This window comes from Pseudoalteromonas sp. SG41-5 (assembly GCF_014164495.1).
Taxonomy (GTDB): domain Bacteria; phylum Pseudomonadota; class Gammaproteobacteria; order Enterobacterales; family Alteromonadaceae; genus Pseudoalteromonas; species Pseudoalteromonas rhizosphaerae.
The window spans coordinates 1-23,633 of sequence record NZ_JACJFH010000016.1 but is presented as its reverse complement, the minus strand read 5'-3'; the positions used below and the strand labels follow the sequence as shown (position 1 = coordinate 23,633).

Annotated in this window: 22 protein-coding genes; 18 read left to right on the top strand and 4 right to left on the bottom strand. The window is 37.1% G+C overall.

The annotated features are described in order from the left end of the window. Positions 1-12 precede the first annotated feature (12 nt). Genes H5232_RS06530 through H5232_RS06500 form a run of 7 tightly spaced genes read left to right on the top strand, consistent with a single transcriptional unit; the run spans position 13 to position 12,764 of the window. On the top strand, positions 13-3,690 hold the full coding sequence (locus H5232_RS06530; RefSeq protein ID WP_182830676.1) for a reverse transcriptase domain-containing protein: 3,678 nt from the start codon (positions 13-15) through the stop codon (positions 3,688-3,690). Beyond that, positions 3,687-4,139: a hypothetical protein gene (locus tag H5232_RS06525; RefSeq protein ID WP_182717115.1), complete on the top strand. Its 453-nt coding sequence runs from the start codon at positions 3,687-3,689 to the stop codon at positions 4,137-4,139. The genes H5232_RS06530 and H5232_RS06525 overlap by 4 nt, the downstream gene beginning before the upstream one ends. Positions 4,140-4,166: 27 nt before the next feature. Continuing rightward, the gene (locus H5232_RS24145) at positions 4,167-6,374 is read left to right on the top strand and encodes an McrB family protein (RefSeq protein ID WP_182830675.1); all 2,208 of its coding nucleotides are present in this window, start codon (positions 4,167-4,169) and stop codon (positions 6,372-6,374) included. Between the two features lie 42 nt (positions 6,375-6,416). Beyond that, positions 6,417-7,760, top strand: a complete 1,344-nt coding sequence (locus tag H5232_RS06515; RefSeq protein ID WP_182830674.1) for an McrC family protein — start codon at positions 6,417-6,419, stop codon at positions 7,758-7,760. Continuing rightward, the gene (locus H5232_RS06510) at positions 7,750-11,037 is read left to right on the top strand and encodes an ATP-binding protein (RefSeq protein WP_182830673.1); all 3,288 of its coding nucleotides are present in this window, start codon (positions 7,750-7,752) and stop codon (positions 11,035-11,037) included. Before H5232_RS06515 ends, H5232_RS06510 begins: the two co-directional genes overlap by 11 nt. Then, complete coding sequence (locus tag H5232_RS06505) at positions 11,034-11,711, top strand: DUF4433 domain-containing protein (RefSeq protein ID WP_182830672.1); 678 nt, start codon at positions 11,034-11,036, stop codon at positions 11,709-11,711. Before H5232_RS06510 ends, H5232_RS06505 begins: the two co-directional genes overlap by 4 nt. An 18-nt stretch (positions 11,712-11,729) precedes the next feature. Next, entirely contained in the window at positions 11,730-12,764 is a 1,035-nt protein-coding gene (locus tag H5232_RS06500) for a macro domain-containing protein (protein ID WP_182830671.1), read from the top strand. A 288-nt stretch (positions 12,765-13,052) separates the two neighbouring features. Here the strand turns inward: H5232_RS06500 and H5232_RS06495 are convergent, their stop codons facing one another. Beyond that, on the bottom strand, positions 13,053-13,589 hold the full coding sequence (locus H5232_RS06495) for a hypothetical protein (protein WP_182830670.1): 537 nt from the start codon (positions 13,587-13,589) through the stop codon (positions 13,053-13,055). Between the two features lie 112 nt (positions 13,590-13,701). On the opposite strand from H5232_RS06495, the gene H5232_RS06490 reads away from it, so the two are divergent. The 4 genes from H5232_RS06490 (at position 13,702) to H5232_RS06475 (ending at position 15,941) form a co-directional block, all read left to right on the top strand. Further along, positions 13,702-14,208: a hypothetical protein gene (locus tag H5232_RS06490; RefSeq protein ID WP_182830669.1), complete on the top strand. Its 507-nt coding sequence runs from the start codon at positions 13,702-13,704 to the stop codon at positions 14,206-14,208. Between the two features lie 73 nt (positions 14,209-14,281). Then, complete coding sequence (locus tag H5232_RS06485; protein WP_182830668.1) at positions 14,282-14,680, top strand: hypothetical protein; 399 nt, start codon at positions 14,282-14,284, stop codon at positions 14,678-14,680. After that, positions 14,673-15,338 carry a hypothetical protein gene (locus tag H5232_RS06480; protein WP_182830667.1) on the top strand — a complete coding sequence of 222 codons (666 nt, stop codon included), beginning with the start codon at positions 14,673-14,675 and terminating at the stop codon, positions 15,336-15,338. Before H5232_RS06485 ends, H5232_RS06480 begins: the two co-directional genes overlap by 8 nt. A gap of 462 nt (positions 15,339-15,800) precedes the next feature. Next, positions 15,801-15,941, top strand: a complete 141-nt coding sequence (locus H5232_RS06475; RefSeq protein WP_182717125.1) for an alpha-amylase — start codon at positions 15,801-15,803, stop codon at positions 15,939-15,941. Positions 15,942-16,058: 117 nt separating this feature from the next. Here H5232_RS06475 and H5232_RS06470 read toward each other — a convergent pair whose 3' ends face one another. Beyond that, the gene (locus tag H5232_RS06470; RefSeq protein ID WP_182830666.1) at positions 16,059-16,883 is read right to left on the bottom strand and encodes a hypothetical protein; all 825 of its coding nucleotides are present in this window, start codon (positions 16,881-16,883) and stop codon (positions 16,059-16,061) included. A 529-nt stretch (positions 16,884-17,412) separates the two neighbouring features. Between H5232_RS06470 and H5232_RS06465 the strand changes: the two genes are divergently transcribed. Further along, positions 17,413-18,165, top strand: a complete 753-nt coding sequence (locus H5232_RS06465) for a sulfite exporter TauE/SafE family protein (RefSeq protein WP_182830665.1) — start codon at positions 17,413-17,415, stop codon at positions 18,163-18,165. 127 nt (positions 18,166-18,292) lie between these two features. Here H5232_RS06465 and H5232_RS06460 read toward each other — a convergent pair whose 3' ends face one another. Together H5232_RS06460 and H5232_RS06455 are read right to left on the bottom strand one after the other, a co-directional pair. Next, positions 18,293-19,090 (bottom strand): hypothetical protein, encoded by a 798-nt coding sequence (locus H5232_RS06460; protein ID WP_145242932.1) that lies wholly within the window; start codon positions 19,088-19,090, stop codon positions 18,293-18,295. Positions 19,091-19,108: 18 nt separating this feature from the next. Beyond that, positions 19,109-19,621, bottom strand: a complete 513-nt coding sequence (locus H5232_RS06455) for a hypothetical protein (RefSeq protein ID WP_182794095.1) — start codon at positions 19,619-19,621, stop codon at positions 19,109-19,111. 137 nt (positions 19,622-19,758) lie between these two features. On the opposite strand from H5232_RS06455, the gene H5232_RS06450 reads away from it, so the two are divergent. From H5232_RS06450 to H5232_RS06425, 6 genes are all read left to right on the top strand, one after another. Then, the gene (locus H5232_RS06450; protein ID WP_182830664.1) at positions 19,759-20,814 is read left to right on the top strand and encodes a phytanoyl-CoA dioxygenase family protein; all 1,056 of its coding nucleotides are present in this window, start codon (positions 19,759-19,761) and stop codon (positions 20,812-20,814) included. Between the two features lie 550 nt (positions 20,815-21,364). Beyond that, complete coding sequence (locus H5232_RS06445; protein ID WP_182830663.1) at positions 21,365-22,039, top strand: aspartyl/asparaginyl beta-hydroxylase domain-containing protein; 675 nt, start codon at positions 21,365-21,367, stop codon at positions 22,037-22,039. A gap of 7 nt (positions 22,040-22,046) precedes the next feature. Further along, positions 22,047-22,556 carry a GNAT family N-acetyltransferase gene (locus tag H5232_RS06440; RefSeq protein WP_182759879.1) on the top strand — a complete coding sequence of 170 codons (510 nt, stop codon included), beginning with the start codon at positions 22,047-22,049 and terminating at the stop codon, positions 22,554-22,556. 29 nt (positions 22,557-22,585) lie between these two features. Next, positions 22,586-22,867 (top strand): DUF6916 family protein, encoded by a 282-nt coding sequence (locus tag H5232_RS06435; RefSeq protein WP_054205190.1) that lies wholly within the window; start codon positions 22,586-22,588, stop codon positions 22,865-22,867. 58 nt (positions 22,868-22,925) lie between these two features. After that, complete coding sequence (locus tag H5232_RS06430) at positions 22,926-23,471, top strand: phage tail protein (protein ID WP_145242941.1); 546 nt, start codon at positions 22,926-22,928, stop codon at positions 23,469-23,471. 14 nt (positions 23,472-23,485) lie between these two features. Next, positions 23,486-23,633, top strand: a 148-nt coding sequence (locus H5232_RS06425; RefSeq protein WP_182830662.1) for a phage tail protein, incomplete at its 3' end; no start/stop codon positions are given.

The following is a 23,633-nucleotide window of genomic DNA, read 5'->3' as shown; positions in this document are numbered from 1 at the left end:
TGCAGGGATGCTATGAAATTAATTAACCCAAAATACCGTACTTTAAAACCAACGATTAAATATCTTGCTGATGAAGTAGTGCTTACTCAAGCTTGGAAAAAAACACATAATTATATTCGTGCATTTAACTGGTATGCAGATACATTGGAGTTAGATGTATCTGCTTTAAATATTGAAGACAATGTAAGTGAATGGAAAAGGCAGATTATTAGAAACAAGCTTAAACCTTTAGAGCTGGTACCTGCTGCAAAAAGTGAAACATGGGTTATTGATCAAGATGGTTGGCATCCTAAAAATACGAAAGAACGGGCAGAAAAACCACCCATAAGACCATTGGCTCACATATCTATTAGAGATCAAACTTGGGCTAGTGCTGCTATGTTGTGCCTGGCTGATGCGGTTGAATCAGAACAAGGTAATTGCAGCGATAAAAATCAGAGTTTTGCACAAGCAAGAAGTAACAAGGTGTATAGCTACGGCAATAGACTGGTATGTGATTGGAAAAACAAAGATCAAGCTTGGTTTCGTTGGGGAAATAGCGATACATACAGAAAGTTTTTTACCGATTATCAAAATTTTTTAAAAAGGCCAATGGAGTTAGGTCGAAGTGTTTTAAATCAAGCTTCTTCTTCAGAGGAGGTTTACGTTGTTAATTTGGATTTATCAAAGTTCTACAACACAATCTGTAGAGACTTACTAAAAGATAGATTAAAAATAATATCTAAAAAATTTGGTAATCCAGAGTGCCCCAAATTTTGGAATGCTTTTAGCCGCATTTCAGATTGGAAGTGGGACAAGCACGATTTAAAACTAGCTGCCGATTTAAAACTAGGCAATGTTGAGCAAGGTTTACCTCAAGGATTGGTATCAGCAGGCTTTTTTGCCAATGCATTTTTAATCGAATTTGATGAAAAGGTGGGTGAATTAATCGGTGGAAAACTAAGCCCTCAAAGTCCGATTATTGTCCATGATTATTGTCGGTATGTGGATGATTTGCGTTTGGTTATAAGTGTAAAAAACGTATCTGTAGGCTTCATAAGGCGTGCTTTAAATAGAAATATAAATAACCTTTTGAGAAAGTATGGAGGCACTGATCTTAAACTAAATGATAATAAAACAAAGGTGACTCTTTTTTCAGATTTAGACGATAGCGGTAGTATGTCGAATCGGATTGAAATGGTTCAAGGAGAGCTCAGTGGTCCAGCTGATCGTGATGTTTTAGATTCAGTTACAGGTCTTTTAGAGAGCTTTTTAGATATTGAAGATATAGAGCTACCTTCCTTAACGAGTTCCCATGATGATTCTGCGTTGTTACAAATTACTAATTACGATCATGATATTCGCCCAGATACATTAAAGCGATTTGCAGCAAATAGGTTAGAAAGCATTGTAAGAAATAAACGCAGAATCAGTAACGCAGATGGTGGAGAAGAACTGTTAGCTAAAAAGTTGATTACCGCTTGGATGAAAGATCCTTCGCTCGCATTAGTGTTGAGAAAGGCAATGGAAATTCATCCAGAAGCTGATTTATTTGAGCCAGTTGTTGAGGCTATTTTTTCTCGAAGTAATTATTCGAATAGCGCAAAGGTGAATGACACTATTACAGCGCAAATGATGGATTATTTGCTGGCAGACATATTTAGATGTGGCCTTGATTTTACATTGTCATTTCAGAAGTCAATTTACCCAAGTTCGATTAATCCGGAGTCCGTGATTGATTTGATTGCTAACTATGCATTAGCAGTTATTGCAAGCGCTAATAAAAGTTCTAAATTTGTTGAAAGACAAGCATTAATGTTACTTGCGGCAACTAATAAACCCGTTATTAAAGAAAAGGCAAATGCGACTATCCAAAATGAGTTGCACATCATTTTGGCTGGCGCTCAATCAGAGTTTAAATATGAACACTGTGCCTTATATGAAATCTCAGCACAAATGACGGGAAAGTTTGATATTTATGCTGCTTCTCTTATTAAGTCAATGTGTGATTTGGATGATGTAAATAAAGCTAAGGTCTTGGACGTTTTCGCAAAGAGAGGCGGCCTCTTTTGGAATGCGATATGGAAACAGCTTAAAAAAAGGAAATTTCAACAAACACTTACTAATAAATTTGATTGGGCAGCCCCTCAATCAAGTACTCAGCCTAGAGCTAAAAAGCAGCTTTTATCCAAGGTTATTCATTCTGATTCAAATGGGTTTGAGTTTGAGCATGCGCTAATAAAGTTAGCATTGAGTTTATTACAAGCAACTCAACCGGAGAACTCTGTAAATACACCGATAATGGGTGCCACACCGGCTGAAATAGAAATTAAATTGGATGCGGTTACAAGTTGGTCTGAGTTGTGGAGACCGTCAGTTAATATTGCTGAATCTAAGCGAAAAGGAACTGTACCATTTAAGGACCCTCGATATGAGTTTCCGGAATGGATAGATAAAGATAGTGAAAGTAAAAAGGTCATTTACTGGATCGGTACTATCTTAAGGGCCTCTGTAATTGGTAGTGCAGACTTTACAACTAACCGTTGGAAGCAAGGTGATATCGTCGCTTACAAAGGAGTGAAAACAAGTTGGTTCAAAAGGCGCATGGGTATGATGCATTCACCTGAAACTTTAACTGGGGAATACTCTACAGTCACAGACTGGTTTTCAGACTTATTAATTCGTTGCTTACAGTGGCCTGGATTTGAATCAACATTTGTGAGTGATTTAGACGTACGCTCTATAGAGTGCTTAGAAACATTTGAATTTTGCTTAAGAAAAAGGTTGAGCTATTTAAATAGTCTTATTTGTCATGCTTCTTCCTTACCTGCGTTACCAACGAGAGTTGCAAGGCCCAGCAAACGTAATTACTTTAGGATCGCAACAGTTCAGCAGCTTTTGCCTACGTCGTCGGACTTTAACGTTTCCGATCCTGAACTTGATAATCCCGTCTATAGGACTAAGCATCGTGCGCACTTATCTTCGGTTTGTAAACTAACGTTAAAAACTTTAGAAAGTAAAGCACAAGCTCAAGGTGAAAAAACTAAACCCTTTGCTGACTTAATTGTTTTTGCAGAAGTTGCTGTACATATTGATGATCAAGATCTCATCAAACGACTCGCTGATACAACTGGTGCTATTATTTTTGCCGGATTGGTATTTACCAATCATGAAGGAAAGTTAGTTAATGTAGCTAGGTGGTTCATACCTGACTACAGAGAAAGCGGAAGGCAATGGGTGATTAGAGATCAAGGTAAAGAAAACATGACTCAGGATGAGCTTACTCTTGGTATTACTGGTTATAGGCCTTGCCAGCACATTTTAGAATTACATGGGTATGATGAAGGGCCTTTCAGAATTAGTGGAGCCATTTGTTATGACGCGACAGATATCAAGCTTGCAGCGGATTTAAGAAATACTACAGATTTATTTGTAGTGGTTGCTCATAACCAAGATGTAAACACCTTCGATAATATGGCTGCTGCTCTTCAATATCATATGTATCAACATATCGTTATTTGTAATATTGGCGAATTTGGAGGCTCTACGATACAAGCTCCTTATAAAGAACGATATGACCGTTTAATATCTCATGCGCATGGAAGTCAACAAATATCAATTAGTACTGCTGATATTGACTTAGCAGCTTTCACAAGAAAAATAAAAAAATATAGAGCCGTTAAAACTAAACCAGCAGGAGTAAATAGATGACATGTTTTGAAACAGGTTTTGCCGTTTTATTAAATATTGAGACTTGGAAAAACTGGGTTCCAATTATTAGTTTATTTGTGGCAATAGGGGCTTTATCTATTGCTTTCTGGCAAGTTCAGGTAGGGCGCAATACTTCGGCTTCAGCACAAGCGCATGGAATATATCAGCAGTATTTAGCACTATGTATCGCTCATCCTAAACTTGCAAGCGGTGACTACGTTGCTGAAGGAGAAAATGATCCTGAATACGCAAAATATACGTGGTTTTTCTCAAGTATGTTATTCGCTTTTGAACAAGTCTTAGAAGCTAAACCAAATGATGAAAAGTGGGTTGCTACAATTAAATCCCAGCTCGAAAAACATAAAGCTCATTTAGTAAAATCAAGTACAGCGGCGAGCAATCATTGGCATGAAGATTTAGAGAAAATTATAAAAGAGCTAAAAAACTAAAATAGCGCTTAATCAGCAAAGGGATGAATGATGAAAATTTGGAAGCTATCACATGGATATAATGATATCCCAAAAGAGCTATCTGATTGGTTGGATGAACATAATTACCTTTCATTACATGAAAGTACTAAAAAGTCTCAAGGGCAGCATTTCATTAATCAAGTGGATATTGGTGACATTGTTAGCCTATCACGCAGTGGCGACCTTAAAGCATTAGTAAAAGTTACTAGTGATATTTTACCAATTGAAAACGCTCCGTTTACTGAAGGTTGGGTGTTTAGGCAATATGAAATTATTCATGAGTTACCTTCTTTAAAGCCTTATCATGGTGATAAGAAAGGCTGGACACCAAATTATAACGGTACTTTTTTTAAAGTTCCTAAAGGTGAATGGCAAGAGTTTGAGGAATGGATTTTAAAGAAATATTATGATTGTTCACTTAAAGATCTAGGCGTAACCCAAATAGACTCAAAGAATAGCAGCCAGTTTCAATGGGTTGAAAAATGTAGGGCTACCCAAGCATTCGATAATTTTTTAAAAAAGAAAGCAGTTAATTTTACAGTGTTAGATGATGCAATCAGGGTGATAAGTCAAAGTAACTTAAACTTTGACTTTTATCATGTAGATCATGTTGAATCAGCCCTAAGGTTTGGAAATCGCCAGTTAGATTCAACTCGAGGGAAAGTTGCAGGTCAGTTTGAAGTGTATAAAGGCCGATTAATCGTTTGGTTTCCGGAGCGTTACGGCAGGGAAGAAGGAGTTGCGATTGAGTTGACAGATGACCTTGAAAGTAATGAAGCACAATTAAATGCTGAGCTGGTAAGCAACGAAGCGTTTTTCAAAGAAAATGATCTTGCTGGTAATAAGCATTTACCGAGAGATTACAATAATGGTGATCCAACTAACTCAGATTTGGCTACTCATATGACAACTACATCAACGAACTTAATTTACTACGGCCCACCTGGTACTGGTAAAACTTTTACCCTGCAAAAGATTTTAAAAGAACAATACACAGAAAATAGCACTTCTGAAGAGCTTGGGGTTTGGTTGAATAATAAATTGAGTGATTTAAGTTGGTTTGAAATTATTACTCTTATCTTGTTGGATGCAGATAACGATTTATCTGTCTCAGATATTGTGAATCATGAGTATTTTATCAAGAAGTTAGCGCTTAATGGAAGAACTGCCAATATACGTCAGACAGCTTGGGCTGCTTTGCAAACTCATGCAATTCAAGACTCAAAAACTGTTAAGTACGCCAAGCGCATTGAACCGTTAATTTTTGACAAAGATACAGATAGTAAGTGGACTATTGTTGATAAAGAACATGAATTAATTGTTGGTTTTAGAGAGCAACTAAATGAGCTTAAAGCAGGCCCACCTGTTGAGGACGAAATAAAGCGCTTTGAATTTGTGACTTTTCACCAATCTTATGGATATGAAGAGTTTATTGAGGGTTTAAGGCCTGTTACTAACGACGATGGTGATATAAGTTACGTTGTAAAGCCTGGTATATTAAAACGGCTGTGTAAGCGTGCTGAAGCTGACTCTAAACATCAATATGCCTTAGTAATTGATGAAATTAACCGAGGTAATATTAGTAAGATATTTGGTGAGTTGATAAGCCTTATTGAAATAGATAAACGGGCTGGTAAAGAGCATTCACTTACCGTTACTTTGCCATACTCAAACTTACCTTTTTCGGTACCTAGCAACCTCGATATTATTGGCACAATGAACACGGCTGACCGTTCTTTAACGCATATAGATATAGCATTAAGACGCCGCTTTGAATTTAAAGAGCTGAGAACTGACTACTCATTATTAAGCGATAATGTAGATGGTATTAACTTAAGAAAGCTCTTATTCACTATTAATAAACGTATAGAACTTTTATTAGATAGAGAGCACATTATTGGCCATGCTTTATTAATGAAAGTAAGTAACTTAGCGGATCTTAAACAAGTATTTATCACTAACATCATGCCGCTACTGGAAGAATACTTTTTTGAAGATTGGGACAAAATTAAGCAAGTATTTAACGGCAACGGATTTGTTTCAGAGCTCAAAGATGCTCATACAACTTGGCTTGGTGACTCTGATGAGTATGCAGCGAAGTCTTACTTTGTAGACAGTAAAGCTTTTGACGAGATTGAAAACTATACAGCTGTTTATCAAGGTATTGATGACAAAAATTTTGTCGAGCTTTTTTCTGAACAAGAGCAAAACTAAGGAAGGTTTATGCGTACATGGTCTGTTTATGAGTTTTCTCGCTTGTATAAAAGTAATATTACTAAATATGAGGGTGATCATTTAAACCTAAAACACTCTCAATTTGAAGCGCTCAAACAGCTGTTAACTTGCAGTGAGGCAGACCATGATAAGTTATTTAGATATGGCTTTGAAAAGCGCCAAGAGGTATTAGTTTGCCAAAACTACGTTGGTGTAATTTGCTTACCTTGCGGCGATCAAATTGAAATATTGCCTAAAACACATCGGAAAAGCGTAAATACTGAGAGTGATGAAAGTATTAGCTGGAACCGCTCCAACCTCATAAAGATGTTAAAGGCAACACAGTATTTACCAGGTAAGGTTGCTGACAATGCATCGTTAGATATGGCTAAAATGCCGTTACTTGACGTATTCATTCAATTGTTTTTGCAAGAGATTAGCTTATTAATTAAGCGTGGTGTGGCAAGGCAGTATGAAACGCATGAAAGTAATGAGCCTTTTATAAAGGGTAGAATACTGGTTAGCCAGCAAATCAGGCATAACTTAGTTAATAAACACCATCACTTTATAGCCTTTGACGAGCTAACGACTAACCGCCCTGAAAACCGATTAATTAAAAGTGCTTTGCTCTGGTCGCTCAAACGCGTGACAGCAAAAACACAACACCTTTGCAGAGAGTTACTATTTCACTTTGAAGAAGTAACAAGCTCAAAAGCTATATGGCAGGATCTCAATGCTTGGCAACGGGGCAGGCATTTGTCTCACTATGAAGCGATTAGACCGTGGATCGAGATGATTTTTAAAGATCAAAGTCCTACATCGATAAACGGTTCTAAAAGTATGTTGTCTATATTATTTCCTATGGAACGTGTATTTGAGGATTACGTACCAATTTGTCTGAAAAAACAATTTCAAAATTATGACATTAAAACACAAACCAGCAGTCAATATTTAATCAGCCATAAGCCTAACGACAATAAAAAACGCCCCAATAATGGCAAGCTTTTCCAATTAAAGCCTGACTTACATATTCAAGCAGAAAATAAATTAATTATTGGTGATACAAAGTGGAAGGTGATTGATGAAAGCTTACCTAACAAAAAATATGGAATAAGTGAGGGCGACATATACCAGATGTTGGCCTATAACCAAACTTACCAGAAGGGGGAGTTTGAACCCGCAGTGATTTGGCTGATCTTCCCTATGACACCTCAATTTTTGAAGCCTTTACCTGATTTTATTTTTGAGAACGGGCTCACACTTAAAGTATTACCATTTGATATTGATAGCTCGGTTTTGAAACTTATGGATAGAAATATCATTTCAGATACTTTAGATGGGCCAGTAATAAAAAATGAAAAGGATTGTTTAATTAATGAATTTTGATAAAAACCATGCATTAAAGGTTTTGCAGTTTTGGCTGCAAACTGAGTTCTTTAATACCTTTGATTTAAAAAATATGCTACCAGGTGCTGATGATGGTTTTTTACAATACACAGCAAGTGATTTAAAAAACGATCCAAATAGTTTGCCTTGGTTTAACCGTCAGCAAATTCGTTTGGCTGGCAAAGATTATCATCCCAATAAAGCATATAACTATACTCTTTATATTGGCATTTTTAATCGTAACGAGTTTGCACAGCAGACGAAAGAGTACTTTAAAGGCTTAGCAGATAATCACTCCATGAATTCTCAAAAAGAGGAAGACTGGCAGCAGCGACGTGATGATGGCGGTATTACTTGCTGCGCTAAAATTAAACTAAATGCACAAGCTGAGCTTAAACTTGATTCTCTTGAAATGTCTACTGCGCCATGGGCTTTAGGGAAATTATTAAAGGGTGAAATAGATAGTCTGCGAAAAAGTGATTTTGACCAAGACGTAGAGGACTTTTCTGATAAATTAAAAAAAATTCATCAGTTAGCTAGAAACATTAAACACGAAACTAATACAAGTGATGCATTTACCCATTTTGAGCTATTTGAAATCTTAAAGTTTTTGTCCCAGTGGGCGGGATTCAAACCAAATGAAACATGTTATTCCTTAATAGTGCAATTAAACAATGCACCCAGAGAGCCAGCTCCTGAAAGTTCAAAATTGATTACTGATGCTGCCTTAGAAAAGTTACGTAAACTTACTGATTTATTAAAAGAAGATAGCTCTGATGTTGAGGAAGTAGTCGCAGAATCTGTCGAGCAGCTTGATTCACACACTAATGAAAATGATGTGCCTATACTAAATAGTTTTTTTATTGAAGATATAGCCCGTTCTATTAAATTGGTAGAAAAGAATGAGCTAGATACTAGTTCTCCGTTGTATTCATATTTACTTAATAAACCAAACTATTATGCAGATTTATTGAGTAAATCAGGCGAGAGTATTATTAAGCAAAAGCTTTCTCATGATTATACGCCCTTAGGGCGATGGCCAGATAGCGCTAAGCATACTATGAGTTTAATGCAGCAGTTTTCGATAAATACAGCTAGTGACCATATAAAAGCTGGTGGCTTATATTCAGTGAACGGTCCACCAGGTACTGGTAAAACAACTATGCTGCGAGACATTATTGCGGCTAATATTGTTAAGCGCGCAAAAGTGCTGTCTCGATTAAAAAGCGCTAAAGGTGCATTTTCTAAAACAAAGAAAATAAAAATAGGTGATGAGGCCTCTTCAATACAAGTACTTAAACCTGCACTCACCGGTTTTGAAATGGTTGTTGTTTCTAGCAACAATAATGCTGTTGAAAATATCACAAAGGAGCTGCCTCAAATTAAGGCGCTAGGGAATGAGTTTAATTGCTTAACCTATCTTCAATCAGTGGCCCAAAAAGTAGCAGCCGATGTTGAAATAAAACAAAAACGTTTAATAGGTCTTGAAGAAAAAGATAACTGTTGGGGCATGATTGCAGCTGCATTAGGAAATAGTGGCAATAGAAAACGCTTCACGAATAAAGTGTTCTTCGATAAAACAGATAAGATGCAGACCGATGAGGTCTCTAAAAGCTATACAACTTTGGTTGATGGTATTAAATTATTAAGCCAAAAAGGCGAACCTGAAACATTATTTAAAGATGCACAACAGCTATATGTAAAAGCAGAAAAGGCGGTAAATAAAGCGATAGCAGATTTACATCGTTTAGAAGCGCTTACTGGGTTAAAGCATAGTTTAGAGCAACTAAAGCAAAAGTGCTTAGAGGGTGAAGTCAGCTATAAAAAATGTCATTTTTTTGCATCAAAGCTTCATCAGAAATGTTTGCCTTGGTGGCATTATCGTATTTTTAAAAGCTGTAAACTAAGGGTGTTATATAGTGCATTCTGTTTACGAGTTGAACAAAGAAAGAGAGCTTTTGAAGCTTTAAAAATCCAAGTAGTAACACTCGAAGCTAAATTACATGCTGAGGAGAGTGCGTGTAAAGAAATCCTGGTGCTTCATCCTGATGTGATGTTTGTATCAGCTAACGATGACTTAGATACAACAGTCCACCAGCGCAAGGCGTTTGGGCACAGTCAAACACTTAATAAACTTCGCTCTGAATTAACGATTGCAGCTTTTAACCTGCATGAAGCTTGGCTAGTGGCGAGTTACAATAATGGCCTGAGTCAAACTCTCAATAAACTCCCTGATTTATTGCAAGACAAAATTACTAAACCAGACGATGCGAAATTAATGTGGCAATTGTTTTTTATGATCTGTCCGGTAGTCTCTTCCGCGTTTGCATCGGTAACGAATCAGTTTTCAAGCTTTGGGCAAGGTGATATAGGTTGGTTATTTATCGATGAGTCTGGTCAAGCTGCACCTCAGCTAGCCGTTGGCGCATTATTACGAGCAAAACGTGCTGTAGTTGTTGGCGATCCACTACAAATTGAGCCTGTATTTACTATACCGCCAGACATAGTTGAATTTTTGGGAGAGCGTTTATTACAAGATGATTGGCTTGACTGGTCGCCCTCTTTGACTTCAGTGCAGGAACTTGCCGATAGAGTAAACCCTTACGGAACTTCGCAAATAGCATATGATAAATGGCTGGGTAGTCCTTTGCGCGTGCATCGTCGTTGTAGTGATCCTATGTTTTCAATATCAAATCAAATAGCTTATAACAATAAAATGATTCATGGTTTAGATGATATAGCTGAAACAGAGTCATTTATATGGGGCCCTAGTAGCTGGTTTGACGTTAGTGGAACAGAGCAGAGTAAACATTTTGTCCCTGAACAAGCTGAATATGTACTTTCAATGCTTTATGATTTCATCAATAGAGAAGATCATTTACCTGACTGCTATATCATTTCACCATTTTCTAATGTTAAAAAGGGCATGATTAAATACCTCAATAAACATTTTTCACACCAGCAATTTAGTGAGTCCGAGTTTAAAAGTTGGCTAGAAGGGCGGGTAGGAACTGTTCATACGTTCCAGGGTAAAGAAGAAAAATTAGTAATTTTTGTTTTAGGTGCAACTGATAGTGCAGGGGCTGCTAAATGGGCTGCTAGTAAACCTAATTTACTCAATGTTGCTGTTACAAGAGCTAAAAAGCGAGTTTATATAATTGGCTGCTATAACCAATGGGCTGGACTGCGGTATTTCACTGATGCAATAGGTTTGCTAGAACCTGCGGATAAAATACATGCAGAAAAGCGCCCTTACAAAAGGACAAATCGTTTATGACCATGCCTAGGCCTGTGCGAATATTCCATATTACTGCGATTGATAACTTGCCGATGATTTGTCAGCACGAAGCATTGTGGAGTAAAGCGAAGTCAACTGGATTAGGCATTACATACAATAATATTGCTCATAAAGGCGCGCAAAGCACTCGTGCTAACAAAAAGGTAATTAACCCTCCTGGTGGAAGTATTCATGATTATGTGCCTTTTTATTTTGCACCACGTTCACCAATGTTATCTGCAATTCATAATGGGCGAGTAGAGGGTTGTAAGTATAGTCAAACTGATATTATTTATTTTGAATTAACAATAGAGGAAGCTTATCGCTCAGGTATGCGTGAGTATATATTTTTTGATCGAAATGCGACTATTGCGTATAGCAAACCAAGTACGGACTTAAAACAATTACATACATTAATTGACTGGGAGCTTCTAACAGAACAGCCTAGTTTAGATGGGTATTGTAAATTTTTTCATGCAGTGCCTACTAACCCTCGATATACACAAAGGCTAGAAAAACGTATGGCTGAGTTTTTGATAAAAGAGCAAGTACCACTTACTTGGGGAGTACGAATTGGTGTAGCCAACCAAACAAAAGCGCAAGAAGTTAATGCTATTTTGAGACGCTTTGCGTTAGACTTGCCAGTAGTTGTTATGCCAGCTTGGTATTTTTAAGAGTTATTTTGGGGCTGTATGAGTATTAAATCAGTAGAGGGCAATCTTTTACAACAGCAAAATGTTGATGCGATAGTCAATACCGTTAATTGTGTTGGCGTTATGGGTAAAGGTATTGCGTTACAGTTTAAAAATAAATGGCCAAGTAATTACAAAGCTTATGCGACAGCCTGTAAAGCTGGAGACGTTGCCCTAGGTAAAATGTTTATTTTTGAACTGGGTGCACTTGCCACTCCTCGGCTTATTATTAATTTCCCAACAAAAGGTCATTGGCGCAGTGATTCTCGCTTAAAAGATATTGAAGCTGGTTTACAAGATTTAGTTGCTCGTATTAAAGAGTTAAACATCCAATCTATTGCTATTCCACCTTTAGGTTGTGGTAATGGTGGGCTCGATTGGGAAATAGTAAAACCTTTAATGTTAAGGTATCTGGCTGACATTCCAGAACTTGATGTTTATTTATATGAACCGACAGATTCTATAAAAGCACAAGACATGCAAACAAGTACCCCTAAGCCAAAAATGACTCCAGGTAGGGCTGCAATTTTAGCTCTATTACAATCGTACCAATCAGTTAGTTATGGCTTATCAAAAATTGAAGTGCAAAAGCTTGCCTACTTTTTACAGGCAGCTGGTGAAGATATGCGACTTAACTTTGTTAAAGATAAGTTTGGTCCTTATGCTGATGCGTTAAGGCATGCTTTAAATACGATGGACGGTCATTATATTCAAGGTGTAGGCGATGGTGTTGTTGAGTCTGAAATCCGTCCAGTTGAAACTACACTCGAAGATGCAAAGTTATTTTTAGCAAGCTCTAACCCTGAAATAAGTTCTCGAATAGCGCGTGTTACAGATTTAATCGAAGGGTATGAGTCACCATATGGTGTGGAGTTATTAGCGACAGTTCATTGGGTTGCTAAACAAGAGCATGCAAACACACCTGAGCAAGCATTTATGGCTATTCAAAATTGGAATGAGCGTAAGAAGAGCTTAATGTCTTTAGAGCATGTAACCTCCGCGTGGGAGCAGCTAAAGAGTTACGACTGGATTTAGAAGTAGATTAAGGGCTAGTAAGTTGGCCCTTGATTTCAAGCTAAATTAATTCTTACAACCATTTTTGTTGCATGTGATCCTATCTGTAGTATTTGCCCAATGAGTTGAATTATCTCTTGTGTTTATACCACAACCAGTTGTCCCACCTTTCTGTCCTTTGTGAACAATGCTTTCGCCATTAGGTGGTGTGTGTTTTACATTCATATTCATCCTTATTAAAATTATAGTAACCCTAACCAATATTAGTATAAAAGTATGATTTGTAAACTTTGCAGCCTATTACTTTCGCTAATCAACATTACTTGAATCTGCTTCAGTGAATAATTGATTAATAAAATCTACACATATTGATATGTTAGTTAGGCAGTCACCGGTCAAGCTTGTTGAGCCGTGCGCCTTTGGGTTTCTTAAATCTGGTAATAGTTTAGGTAGTGATTTACACCATTTATTATTTTTTGAAGGTGATTTGATATGTCGGAATCCTTTATCGGAGATGAGTTGTTGAGTTACTGCATGATTTAAGAGTTGTCGAAGCATCATTCTTTTTTCTGGTTTTATTTTTAAACGTAATGAAAGTTCAAAAAGAGTGTATGTTTTGAAGTTAACTTCTGGCGCTAAGGAGTAAGAAAAATATGTATATAAAGCCATATTCTTAAGGACATTAAACTGATTTTTGACCTCTTCAGGTACGTTTGTGTGTAATTTTTCTTGCTCTAAGCATTTGTAAATGTATTCAAGGCTAATAGGAGCTCCTGTAATTAAGCCCATTAGCCGGTGCCTGTCATCCATCTGTGTTATTTCATCAAAGCGTTTAAAGTCTTCCATGTTATTGCCCTTTTGAGTTTAATAATCTATTTACTTATATTTTTCTGGACCTTTATTATGCAACAAGGGATGATATTGAAAAATATATTTTCTAATAAATTCAAGGATGAAAATGAAATCACTTCTTAGCACAATTGATAACCTACTCGTACACTTCGTTGCGGGTGTCAGGTCTTTTTTATTAAATTTAATTTATGGTTTGGTTACTGTAATAGGACTTTTATTTATACCGTTTTCATTTTTTGAATACAGCGTGAGTTTGGCCGAATTAGATATTATTGAAATAAGTTCCTTTATCATACTCGTTGCGGTTATTTGGCGTTTTATTACTCGAAGTTATAGATTGAATGTTGGGCTTAAAGAGTCCCTGAAGCGCTTTGCTTTCTCAATAGCGAGTGTATATTTGATTTTATTTTCTGGCTGTTATTTTGTTATTTTTGCGGAGATAAGTACTCAAGGCTTCATAGGTATTGAGTACCTAAATCACACGTCTGAATCGATACGTTTTGCTCTAGTATTAATGACTATTTTGGCTGTATATGCTGCAACCCCATTAGTTGACCTATTAGAGCATACTGAAAAACCTGTTGATTTTGATGCGTCTAAAAACCCTACTTGATAAGTGGGCTTTTCGAGAACCTTATATTCGAAGCATATTATGATGCTATAAATAACTAAAACATGGATGAAGTATGACAAAAATAATCGGATTAACCCTACTATGTATTCTCTATAGCACCCAAATATATGCTAAGCAATCTACTTTTGAAGTCGAGGATGCTGCTTTTTTACAGGCATCTTGTTTAGAGGCGACCGTTATTTTTGATCGTCAAAACGAGCAGGGAAAGTTTGCAGCACTTCATACGTCAATGGCTGAAGCTATGAGAGCAGGTTATTGTATTGGCGTTCTTCAGCAATATATAAAACAACAGCATAATTGTCCTAATTACTATCAGTCGAATAGGCAACAAGGTGGAATTCGAAAGTGGCTAGATTTAGCTAAAGCAGTGGCTCAATTATCGATTACTAGAAAAAACCTCAAAGAAATAACGTCAAATGAGTTAATTGAAGAAGCATCATGCAATGGCTAGTGGTTTAACAATCCCCGATGCAATTCGTGATTTATTTGGAATTGATGTTGCCAAAGAGAGTCCTTACTTAAAAGACAAAGCTAATTCTTTAGTGCGAAACAAGCTTATCAAAGTTAATACTGAGAAAGTTGTTCAGAGATCTAAACAATATCTAGCTGAAGGGCAGTTAGATGTGTTGTTTAACGCGTTATTGCTGAATGCTATTTTTACTGATCCTAAAGACGTAAAAAAGATTTTCGAAGACAGGCGCTTTAGAGATGAATCTGTAAAAACGATTAAACTGCTTTTTGCTGAAAATAATTCTTTAATGGGAATTGCTCTTAGTAATCAAAACGCAGTTCAATTTATTGATGACTTGGCAAGTGAGATGGATCTTTATTCTGTCAGGCTTCCCAACCCTTTTGCTACACTCCCACAGCTTGTGTTAGGTAAAAACCTGAGTTTACTTCATGCGCTCCTTACCCAATCCGCACTTATTAGCCCTACAGACAACCTACTTTTGGCTTATCTAAATAATGATATGGAAAAGGCTTTAGCGTTATCAAACCAATTTAAGGCTAATAATAGCGGTGTTAAACAACTTATTGGTCATGTCCATGCCCAGCACAAAGAGGCTGAAGAATTTGATGATTTGTTAGATTATTTTCAAAAAATGTAATTATTTTAAAATAAAGCTTTTTAGTGCATTGCACTAGGTGAATCTGTGTTTGTCAGCAACAAATGGAGGTTTACATGACAAACATTAAAGAGTTCACTATTAGCTGTAACATGACAGAAAGCTGTAATTTTCGTCGTGGTACCAGTGATGCTAAGAAGCAATGTTATACGTCAATAAACAAAGTTACTCTTTTAGGACTTTGTTAATGAAAAAGTATAGCAGTGACAAAGATATAAATATGCTAGTGCGCAGCTTGTTGAAGAAGAAAGGGTGGTCTATTAAACAAGGCAGGCACCCAAGACTAATAACACCTTCAGGTATAAAAGTAACGGTGCCAAGTACCCCTAGTGATTGTAGAGCGTTTAAAAATTTTAAAAAGGATATTCGACGATTGAAGGAGCTTTAGCAATCGCTGAAGTTCCTAAAATCGAATTTACTTTTTAATCTTTAAAGGAGACTACTATGTCTAACAACAATCACAAAGCTAATCAAAATAACGGTAATAAAGGTACTTCAGGTAATAACCCTGCGTATCAAAAAGCGCAGGATAATCGTGGTAATCAGTTAAACCCGAATAATCCTAATTACCAAGGCAAAAAATAACGGAGGTACAGTGGGTACGGCTTTATGGCCGTACCTTTTCCCCAAAAGCTGATTGTCTATTATTGATCATTTAGTCAGCGTGGGTTGGTATTAATACCAAAACCATACAATGACCTATTACCTAGACTCATAATATTCTTTAACCGCAGATGAGGTTTTTGGCGGCCAAACTTGGTTTGTCATGTAGCTACTAAAGTTAGAAATCCATTTCAAAACGGCTTCAGAGGTTTCGCTAAACGGCTGAAGTTGTGCCCTTAGTTCTGGTGTGTTTTGGATGTGCTCATTGGTTTTATCTTTTATCATTTTTGCAGCACGGGCTTGGCTATGCTTTGAATTCATATAGTTATTTTCGTATTCCCTTAAAACAAAAAACACAACTTCTTTTTGTTTAAGAGCTTTGTTTTGACCACCTTGCCTGCCGCGTTCAATAGCTTGGGCATTTAAATATTTTAGCCCACCTATTTTTTCAAGTTGAATTTGTGTTTGCTCGCGAATCATAATTTCAATTCGTTTTGCTTTTATAGCCAATCCCAAGTTTGGAATTCCCAGCCCTCTTAGTAAATCACCCGCATAATCAAAAATATCTAAGTTATTATGGTTAAGTTCATTTGCACCTAGCTTTGCGTCAGCTTCACGATACTCTTCAATAACTTGTAGTATCGTACTTTCTTCTTTTACAACGACTATTGAATCAGTTTCTACGTGCCCAAGATAAGTCGTTACAGCGTAATTAATGAATTCATCAACCATTTTATTAAAGACGTTTGTTGCTGCTGTTAAATTATCGAGTTGTTGTATTTCCTCTACTAAATAGTTTTCAAGTTCATCCCGCACTAAATTTGTAAAAAAGGCATCAGGATTTTCTATATCTAAAGGGTGAACGAGTTGACCATCAATATAAATACTCTCAATTTCATTTGCAGTTGGTTGATCACTTGCCATAAAAACACCTCATTATGAAAAAATACACGGCTTAAAATTGCTGTAAAAAGCATAAATATTGCTTTGAATAGGAACAGCATCTATAATCTTCGAACATACACGATAATATACAACTGCTGAAAGTATTATTTGTTATTTTTCATTTGCTTAAAGGGCTTCAGACGGCGGTTCATATCCCTTTCCGATAGCGAATTGGTAGTACCACAGCCAGTACCATATTATGAAATTTAAAATATCGTTATCTCTTTAATAACATAGGGTTATTTTGTTGATTGGGCTTCCCCCAGCTCCACCAATATCGGTTTTTAAATTCGTTGATTTAAAAACCCTAAAAAACCCGCAAATTTGAGTAATCAATTTTGCGGGTTTTTTTATGTTTAAGGCGAAGTGTTTTATTGTTTTAATAGCTCATCGCTTATTTTTATTTTATTGAAATAAGCGCTTCATTTTACTGGTGCTTTAGGTACTCGCATCTTATTTTTACTCATGTTAACGTCATTATTCTCTTTTACTTGCCAAGTGATCTTATATGGAATTTTTAGCTGGCGATTTATTAACGCCGCTCAGCGTGATTGGGCTTATTATATTATCGGCTGTAACGTCGATGATTTCGGCGGCTTTTGGTGCTGGTGGCGGGTTGATGTTGTTGGTGGTGATGGCATCGTTATTGCCTATGAGTATTGTTATTCCGGTGCATGGGTTAGTGCAGCTGGGCTCAAATGCCAATAGGTTTATGCTGACTTTTAAACACCTTGATAAAAGTATGTTTGCGTACTTTTCACTCGGTGGGCTTATTGGTGCGTTTGCTGCGTCGTCTATTGTGACCCGTATTCCACTTGAATTGATGAAAATTGTCGTGGCAGGGTTTGTACTTTATTTATTATGGGGAGTGACGCCAAAGTTGCGTGAAACCTCAGCTTTATGGCGCAGTACAGCTGGTGCTGTGACAACATTTTTATCGATGTTTGTTGGCGCAAGTGGCCCGTTAGTGGGCAGTTGTTTGTATGTTAATAATTATGAAAAGCTAAGATATACCGCTACTTTTTCCGCTTGTATGAGTGTGCAACATACTTTTAAAGCTATTTTGTATGGCTTTGTAGGTTTTTCGTTTTGGCAGTGGTTGCCTTTAGTTGCGGCAATGATCATCAGTGGTGGGCTTGGCACGTGGCTTGGTTTACAGTTATTACAGCGGATTTCTGCGGCTAAGTTTAAACGTATTTTTCGGGTTGTTTTAACCTTACTTGCGCTGCAATTGGCATGGCAGGGGTTACAAGCGTTTTAGCTAACAATTTGTTAAAGCGCTATAAGTCTAGGTGTCATAGCGCTTTATAAATTCTAAGGAGTACAGGGACAAGGGCAGGCTTTTCTATTACACATCATTACAATGAGTGTTGCACTGATATTCTAAATCACACTGACTTTGGTAACGATGAATAGGCAATCACAGCGGCATCCCTGTGTGCTAGATCGGGGTGCTGTAACTTTTTACTGTATTCATCACAAAAGATGATTGCATCTCCTTTTGTTATCAATAAAGGGTCGTGAGTGAAGTTTAATAACAGCGATTGCCAGCGCTGTATTATTTCTTTTGGTGGGCTTGGCAGAACTTTTAATATTGCTTTTGATTGGGTAAATTGGCTGTTTATTGCGATGTTTAGCATGTCGTCGTTTGCAGCTCCTAGCCAGCTAGTACCGTTATCGCCAACACATAAAAGTGGCATATAAGGCGCAAGAGCTGGGCATACATCATTTCTATACACCTCAACTTTCCAATAGTTACGGGCTATTTTTACAAACTGAGTAAAATCTTTAATTGGGGTAAAGTTTGATGTCGCTAAAGGCAAAATCTCTACTCTGGGTTTATTGGCATTCACGGTGTCGTTAGAAACATCAATATACCAAGGACCAATAATAAATGCGTTTTGAAAATACTCATCCCGCAGTGAACCCCAGGCTTTTTGTAAAGGATTGCCCTGTGCAATAAGACCTTTTAATAAGCTAAGTCCAGGTTTGTTTGTGTGCGGCAGTTGTGCTTGTAGTAATGTAAATACCTCGTCTCTTATTTCTCTACAGCGGCCAATTGGATAAGGTTTTTCAGCAAAGTAAGGCATCGTAGGTGCAAGTGTTAAATCGGCTATTAATCTTAGTTGAGCTAAGTCAGCACATAGTAAAGTAAGCTGCTCTGAGGAAAAGTTATTATCAAGCACGTATATTCCTTATCGTATTTATTGTAATTTTTTTAGTTGAGCTTGTGTGTAGGCGTCATCTCTAAGCCACCTTAACATGTTTGGATAACCGTTGGGGTGATCAGGTTGTTCGCACATAAACCATGAATACAACAGCGGATAGCCAAAGCCAGTATTATTGCTAAAAGCGGTTATTAAGCTAGCTGAACTGCCTCTATAACCGTGTTTATGAAATAAAACATCGGGTGCAATATTTAAGTAACAGGCTGCGGCCCATGACCATGCAATCGCGGTCATTTCTTCAGCGGCTTGGTGATCATGGTTTTTCATATCGCCGGTTAAACAGGTTCTGTTTGTCTCTGAGGTTACTGCAATATGCCCTGCTTCATGAAGGATGTCACCAGGGTAGAGGCATTTTTCTAAATCAAGTAGTAAAGTTCCCTGGGCTACTTTAATTCCCGGCAAAAAAGTCTTTTCGTTTAACGTTTGATACCTGTGCTTTATTCCAATATGAGTAACAAAGGCGAGAATTTTTTCAATCTCAGTGTTCATACCACTCCCTGTATTTAGCAATTACAATTGTTGCTTACAGTAATATAGCACTCTATTCTAATTAAGTTTAGCTAGTGTTAATAAATCAATTTAAGGTGTTTTGCTTGTCTAAAATCAGGTAAGAAAAAGGAGTTATTATGCAAAATGAATTGATAGCAAAAGTGCCATCTCTGCACACAACAACGCAGAGCATACTACCTTGTTATAAAGAAACTGGGCGCTTAGGTCTATTTCAATTAAAACGAATGTGGCACAAAGCGCAATTACAAAAACAAGGCTGTGCGGATAAAAAAATAATAGAAGACGAATGGTCGCTTGATGTCATGATCATGGATACTTTAGGTTTAGGGCTTACACCGACTATAGAATATATTTTTGCGAGTGATAGTTTTTTAACGTTCGAAAACTGGGTAGAACAGCGTTATGGCATAGCTATTTCAAATACAGTTAAAAGTAAGTTAAATGAAAAGGTAGCAGCATTTTTTCAGCAAAAAGACCCAAAACAACAAAAAATATTACTAAATCAGCCTCGTCATTATGTTTTAACATCACAGCAGTGGCAAAGCTGGGATGATAATGGTTACGTTATTATTCCTGAGTTGGTAGAAAAAACGCTATGTGAAAACGTTTGTAATATGATTTATGAACGTTTGAATATGGATAAAAACAATCCTGCTTCATGGTACCGAAATCATGATCTTAAACAAGGAGTTATGGTACAAATTTTTAATGATATAACAATGCAAGCTATTCGGAAGCAGCCTCAGGTGCGGGATGTTTTTGAGCAACTGTGGGGTAAAAGTAATTTAACTGTAAGTACAGATAGGGTTGGTTTTAACCCGCCAGAGACATTGAGTTGGCAGTTTCCCGGGCCAAATCTGCACTGGGATATTAATTTTAATAAACCGCTCACCTTTGCAACGCAAGGGTTACTGTACCTTACTGACGTTACCGCTGATCAAGGTGCGTTTAGTTGTGTTCCTGGTTTTCATAAAAAAATAGACGGCTGGCTTGCTAGCTTACCTAAAAACACCAATCCACATCATTTTAATTGCCAACAATGGCACAGTACGCCTTTGCCTGCAAAAGCGGGCAGTTTAATTGTTTGGCAACATACACTGCCGCATGGTAGTTGTCCAAATAGGACGAATAGTCCTCGAATTGTGCAATATATAAATATGAGCTCATTATAAAGCTAAGCAAAATCAAGCCTGCAGTTATTTATAAGAATAAAAATGATGCCATGTAATAACGTGTAATGTTTTTTATAACACTCCTGTGCCATGCTCAAGATAATTTAAATTAAGCTGCATTTACTAAGCCTTTTATTTTTTATGGTTTTTTATGATGTTTGATATAAGTCAAATAAATTAAAGCTATATAAAATAAATGAAAATTAAAGTTGTACCCTATAGCTTTTAAACTAAGCTCTTAACTGAATGTAGCATTAATTCCCTAATAGAATTTAGCACGATAATTGGATATCAAAGGAATATTTCAGTATGGAAGCACAAAGTTCACAGCTTACAAAGCGTTTACGGCGCGCAAAACCAATAATTTGTTATTTAAAGTCTTTACTTAAAATGCAATTAGAGTCATGTGCTAAAGCCGTTATAGTGAGTGAAAGTAGCTCAACATACCGCAACAATATACATACAGAAATCGATTTCACCCCCATCCTGTATACACTTTGTTTTAAGATTAAATACTTGCTCATTCATTCTCTTCGTTTGAGAACAAATAATGAATGATGACATACTTATTCCTGAAGTTGTTAATGCTGGTGAGAATATAGTCTCTCCAGTCATTTCGTTTGCCAAGCTTGAAATTTTTTATAATGTAAAAAAGATGTCTGCCGATTTGCTTGTAGCAAAAAAATTAGAATGGGTTAGACATGTTAATACCCAGTGTTATCAGGGCGATTGGGATGTATTGCCTTTAAGAGTGCCTGTTGAACATGCTGATAAGGATGTGATTCTGCAATCTTTCGCAATTGAGTCTAGCTCAAGTTTTATTGATGGCGATCACCTTCAATATTTACCTTCTATTAGTGAGTTATTGTCACAATTTAAATGTAACATTTTATCTGCACGGCTTATGCGCCTTTCCCCCAACTCTTTGATTAAACCCCACCGAGACCTTGGATTGAGTATTGAGCTATCAGCCCAGGCACGTATTCATATTTCTTTAGAGACATCTGAACATGTTGAATTTTTAGTGGATGATTTAAAAGTTCCAATAAGTCAGAGCAGCTGTTGGTATATAAATGCCGATGCGGAACATTCTGTAATAAATACTGGTGATACACCAAGAATCAACCTTGTCATAGACTGTAATGTTAATGAGTGGTTGTTGGATTTAATTATGAACTCTAAAGAAAAAACATATTGTAGTAAAAAAAGTAAGCTAAGGAGCTAAAGAGGTAATGAAACTTAATATTCCTAAGGGCTTAAATATAAGACCGTCAAATGCAAACGATAAGCCTTTTTTAGAAAAGCTGCATAGTTTAATGCGACAAGACTTACAGTTAATTGATGGCGAAAAAGATTTTGTAGAGTCAATTGTGGAAATGCAGTTTAAAGCTCAAACCCAAGGGTATGGAGATAAGTTCCCCAATGCAATGTACTTTATTATTGAAAAACATCATGAAGCAATCGGTAAGGCAACCATTGATTTTGGCCCAAATGAAATTCGTATCGTCGATATTGGCTTTTTACCAAGTGCGAGAGGGCATGGTTTTGGCTCAGCGATAATCCAATCGTTTCAAAGTGCTGCATTACAATCTGGTGCACCTTTAACACTGACCGTTGAGCAATATAATTTTGCTGCTAAGCAGTTGTATGCGCGTTTAGGGTTTCAAGTTGAATCAATTAGCCCGCCATATGAATTTATGGCGTGGTACCCACACCCAGTGAAATTAATGAGTGGTGTGTGACTAAGCGAAGTTAAACACAGGAGTTGAATATGGAAAAGTTTACGTTTGAAAATGTTGAAAGAGCACAAGGGTCAATTGTTAAGGTTGCTGGTCAAGATGGTGAAGTAGAGTTAAAGGTATCATCAGTTGATAGAACAAAACTGAATGGGGAACAATGGGATGCATTTCGTGTTTTGCTTAAAGGCTCTGCAAATGAACCTTTAGAACAAGGCACATATAGACTCACACACGATGCATTTAATGATGCAGAGCTGTTTCTATCACCAAATAGCGAAACTGAGTATGAGATATACATCACGACACAAAAATAGTACTTCGTGTTTAATAGACTAAATTATTCGTTTAATAAAAGTGAGTAGGGAGATTTATATGGCTGATCCGTTTATATCTGAAATACGACCATTTGCGTTTGATTTTGCCCCAAAAAATTGGGCATTCTGTAATGGTGGAGTGATCGCAATTACACAGAATGGGGCACTGTATGCTCTATTAGGGACTCAGTTTGGTGGTAATGGAACAAGTGATTTTAAGTTACCGGACTTACGGGGGCGCACGCCTATCGGTAGTGGGTTTTTGAGCACTGAAAACCGTCCCTTTTATGCTGGAGATAGTTCAGGGGAGGAAACGGTTAGGTTAACGTTAGATGAAATGCCAGCGCATACGCATGCAGTAAAAGCTACGGCTAGCATAGCCGCTAATAGCCCCGCGTTTACAGATCGTATATTTTCTGAATCAAAGGATAATAAGGGTACCTCAGCTGAACCTTTCGTATACGGTTCATCGTTAGATTTGACAGAACTTGCTCAGGATGTTGTTAGTAGTAGCGGGAGTGGGTCGCCACATACTAATCTTCAACCTTTACTCGTACTTAATTTTTGTATTGCACTGGAAGGTACCTTTCCAGCTAGAAATTAAAAAAGGAAACTAGCATGTCTGAGTCATTTGTCGGTGAAATAAAAATGATTGCTACTACATTCTCACCTAGGCAGTGGGCATTTTGTAGCGGGTCTACTTTTTCAATAAGTCAAAACCAAGTGTTATTTGCATTGATTGGCGCACAATATGGCGGTGATGGGC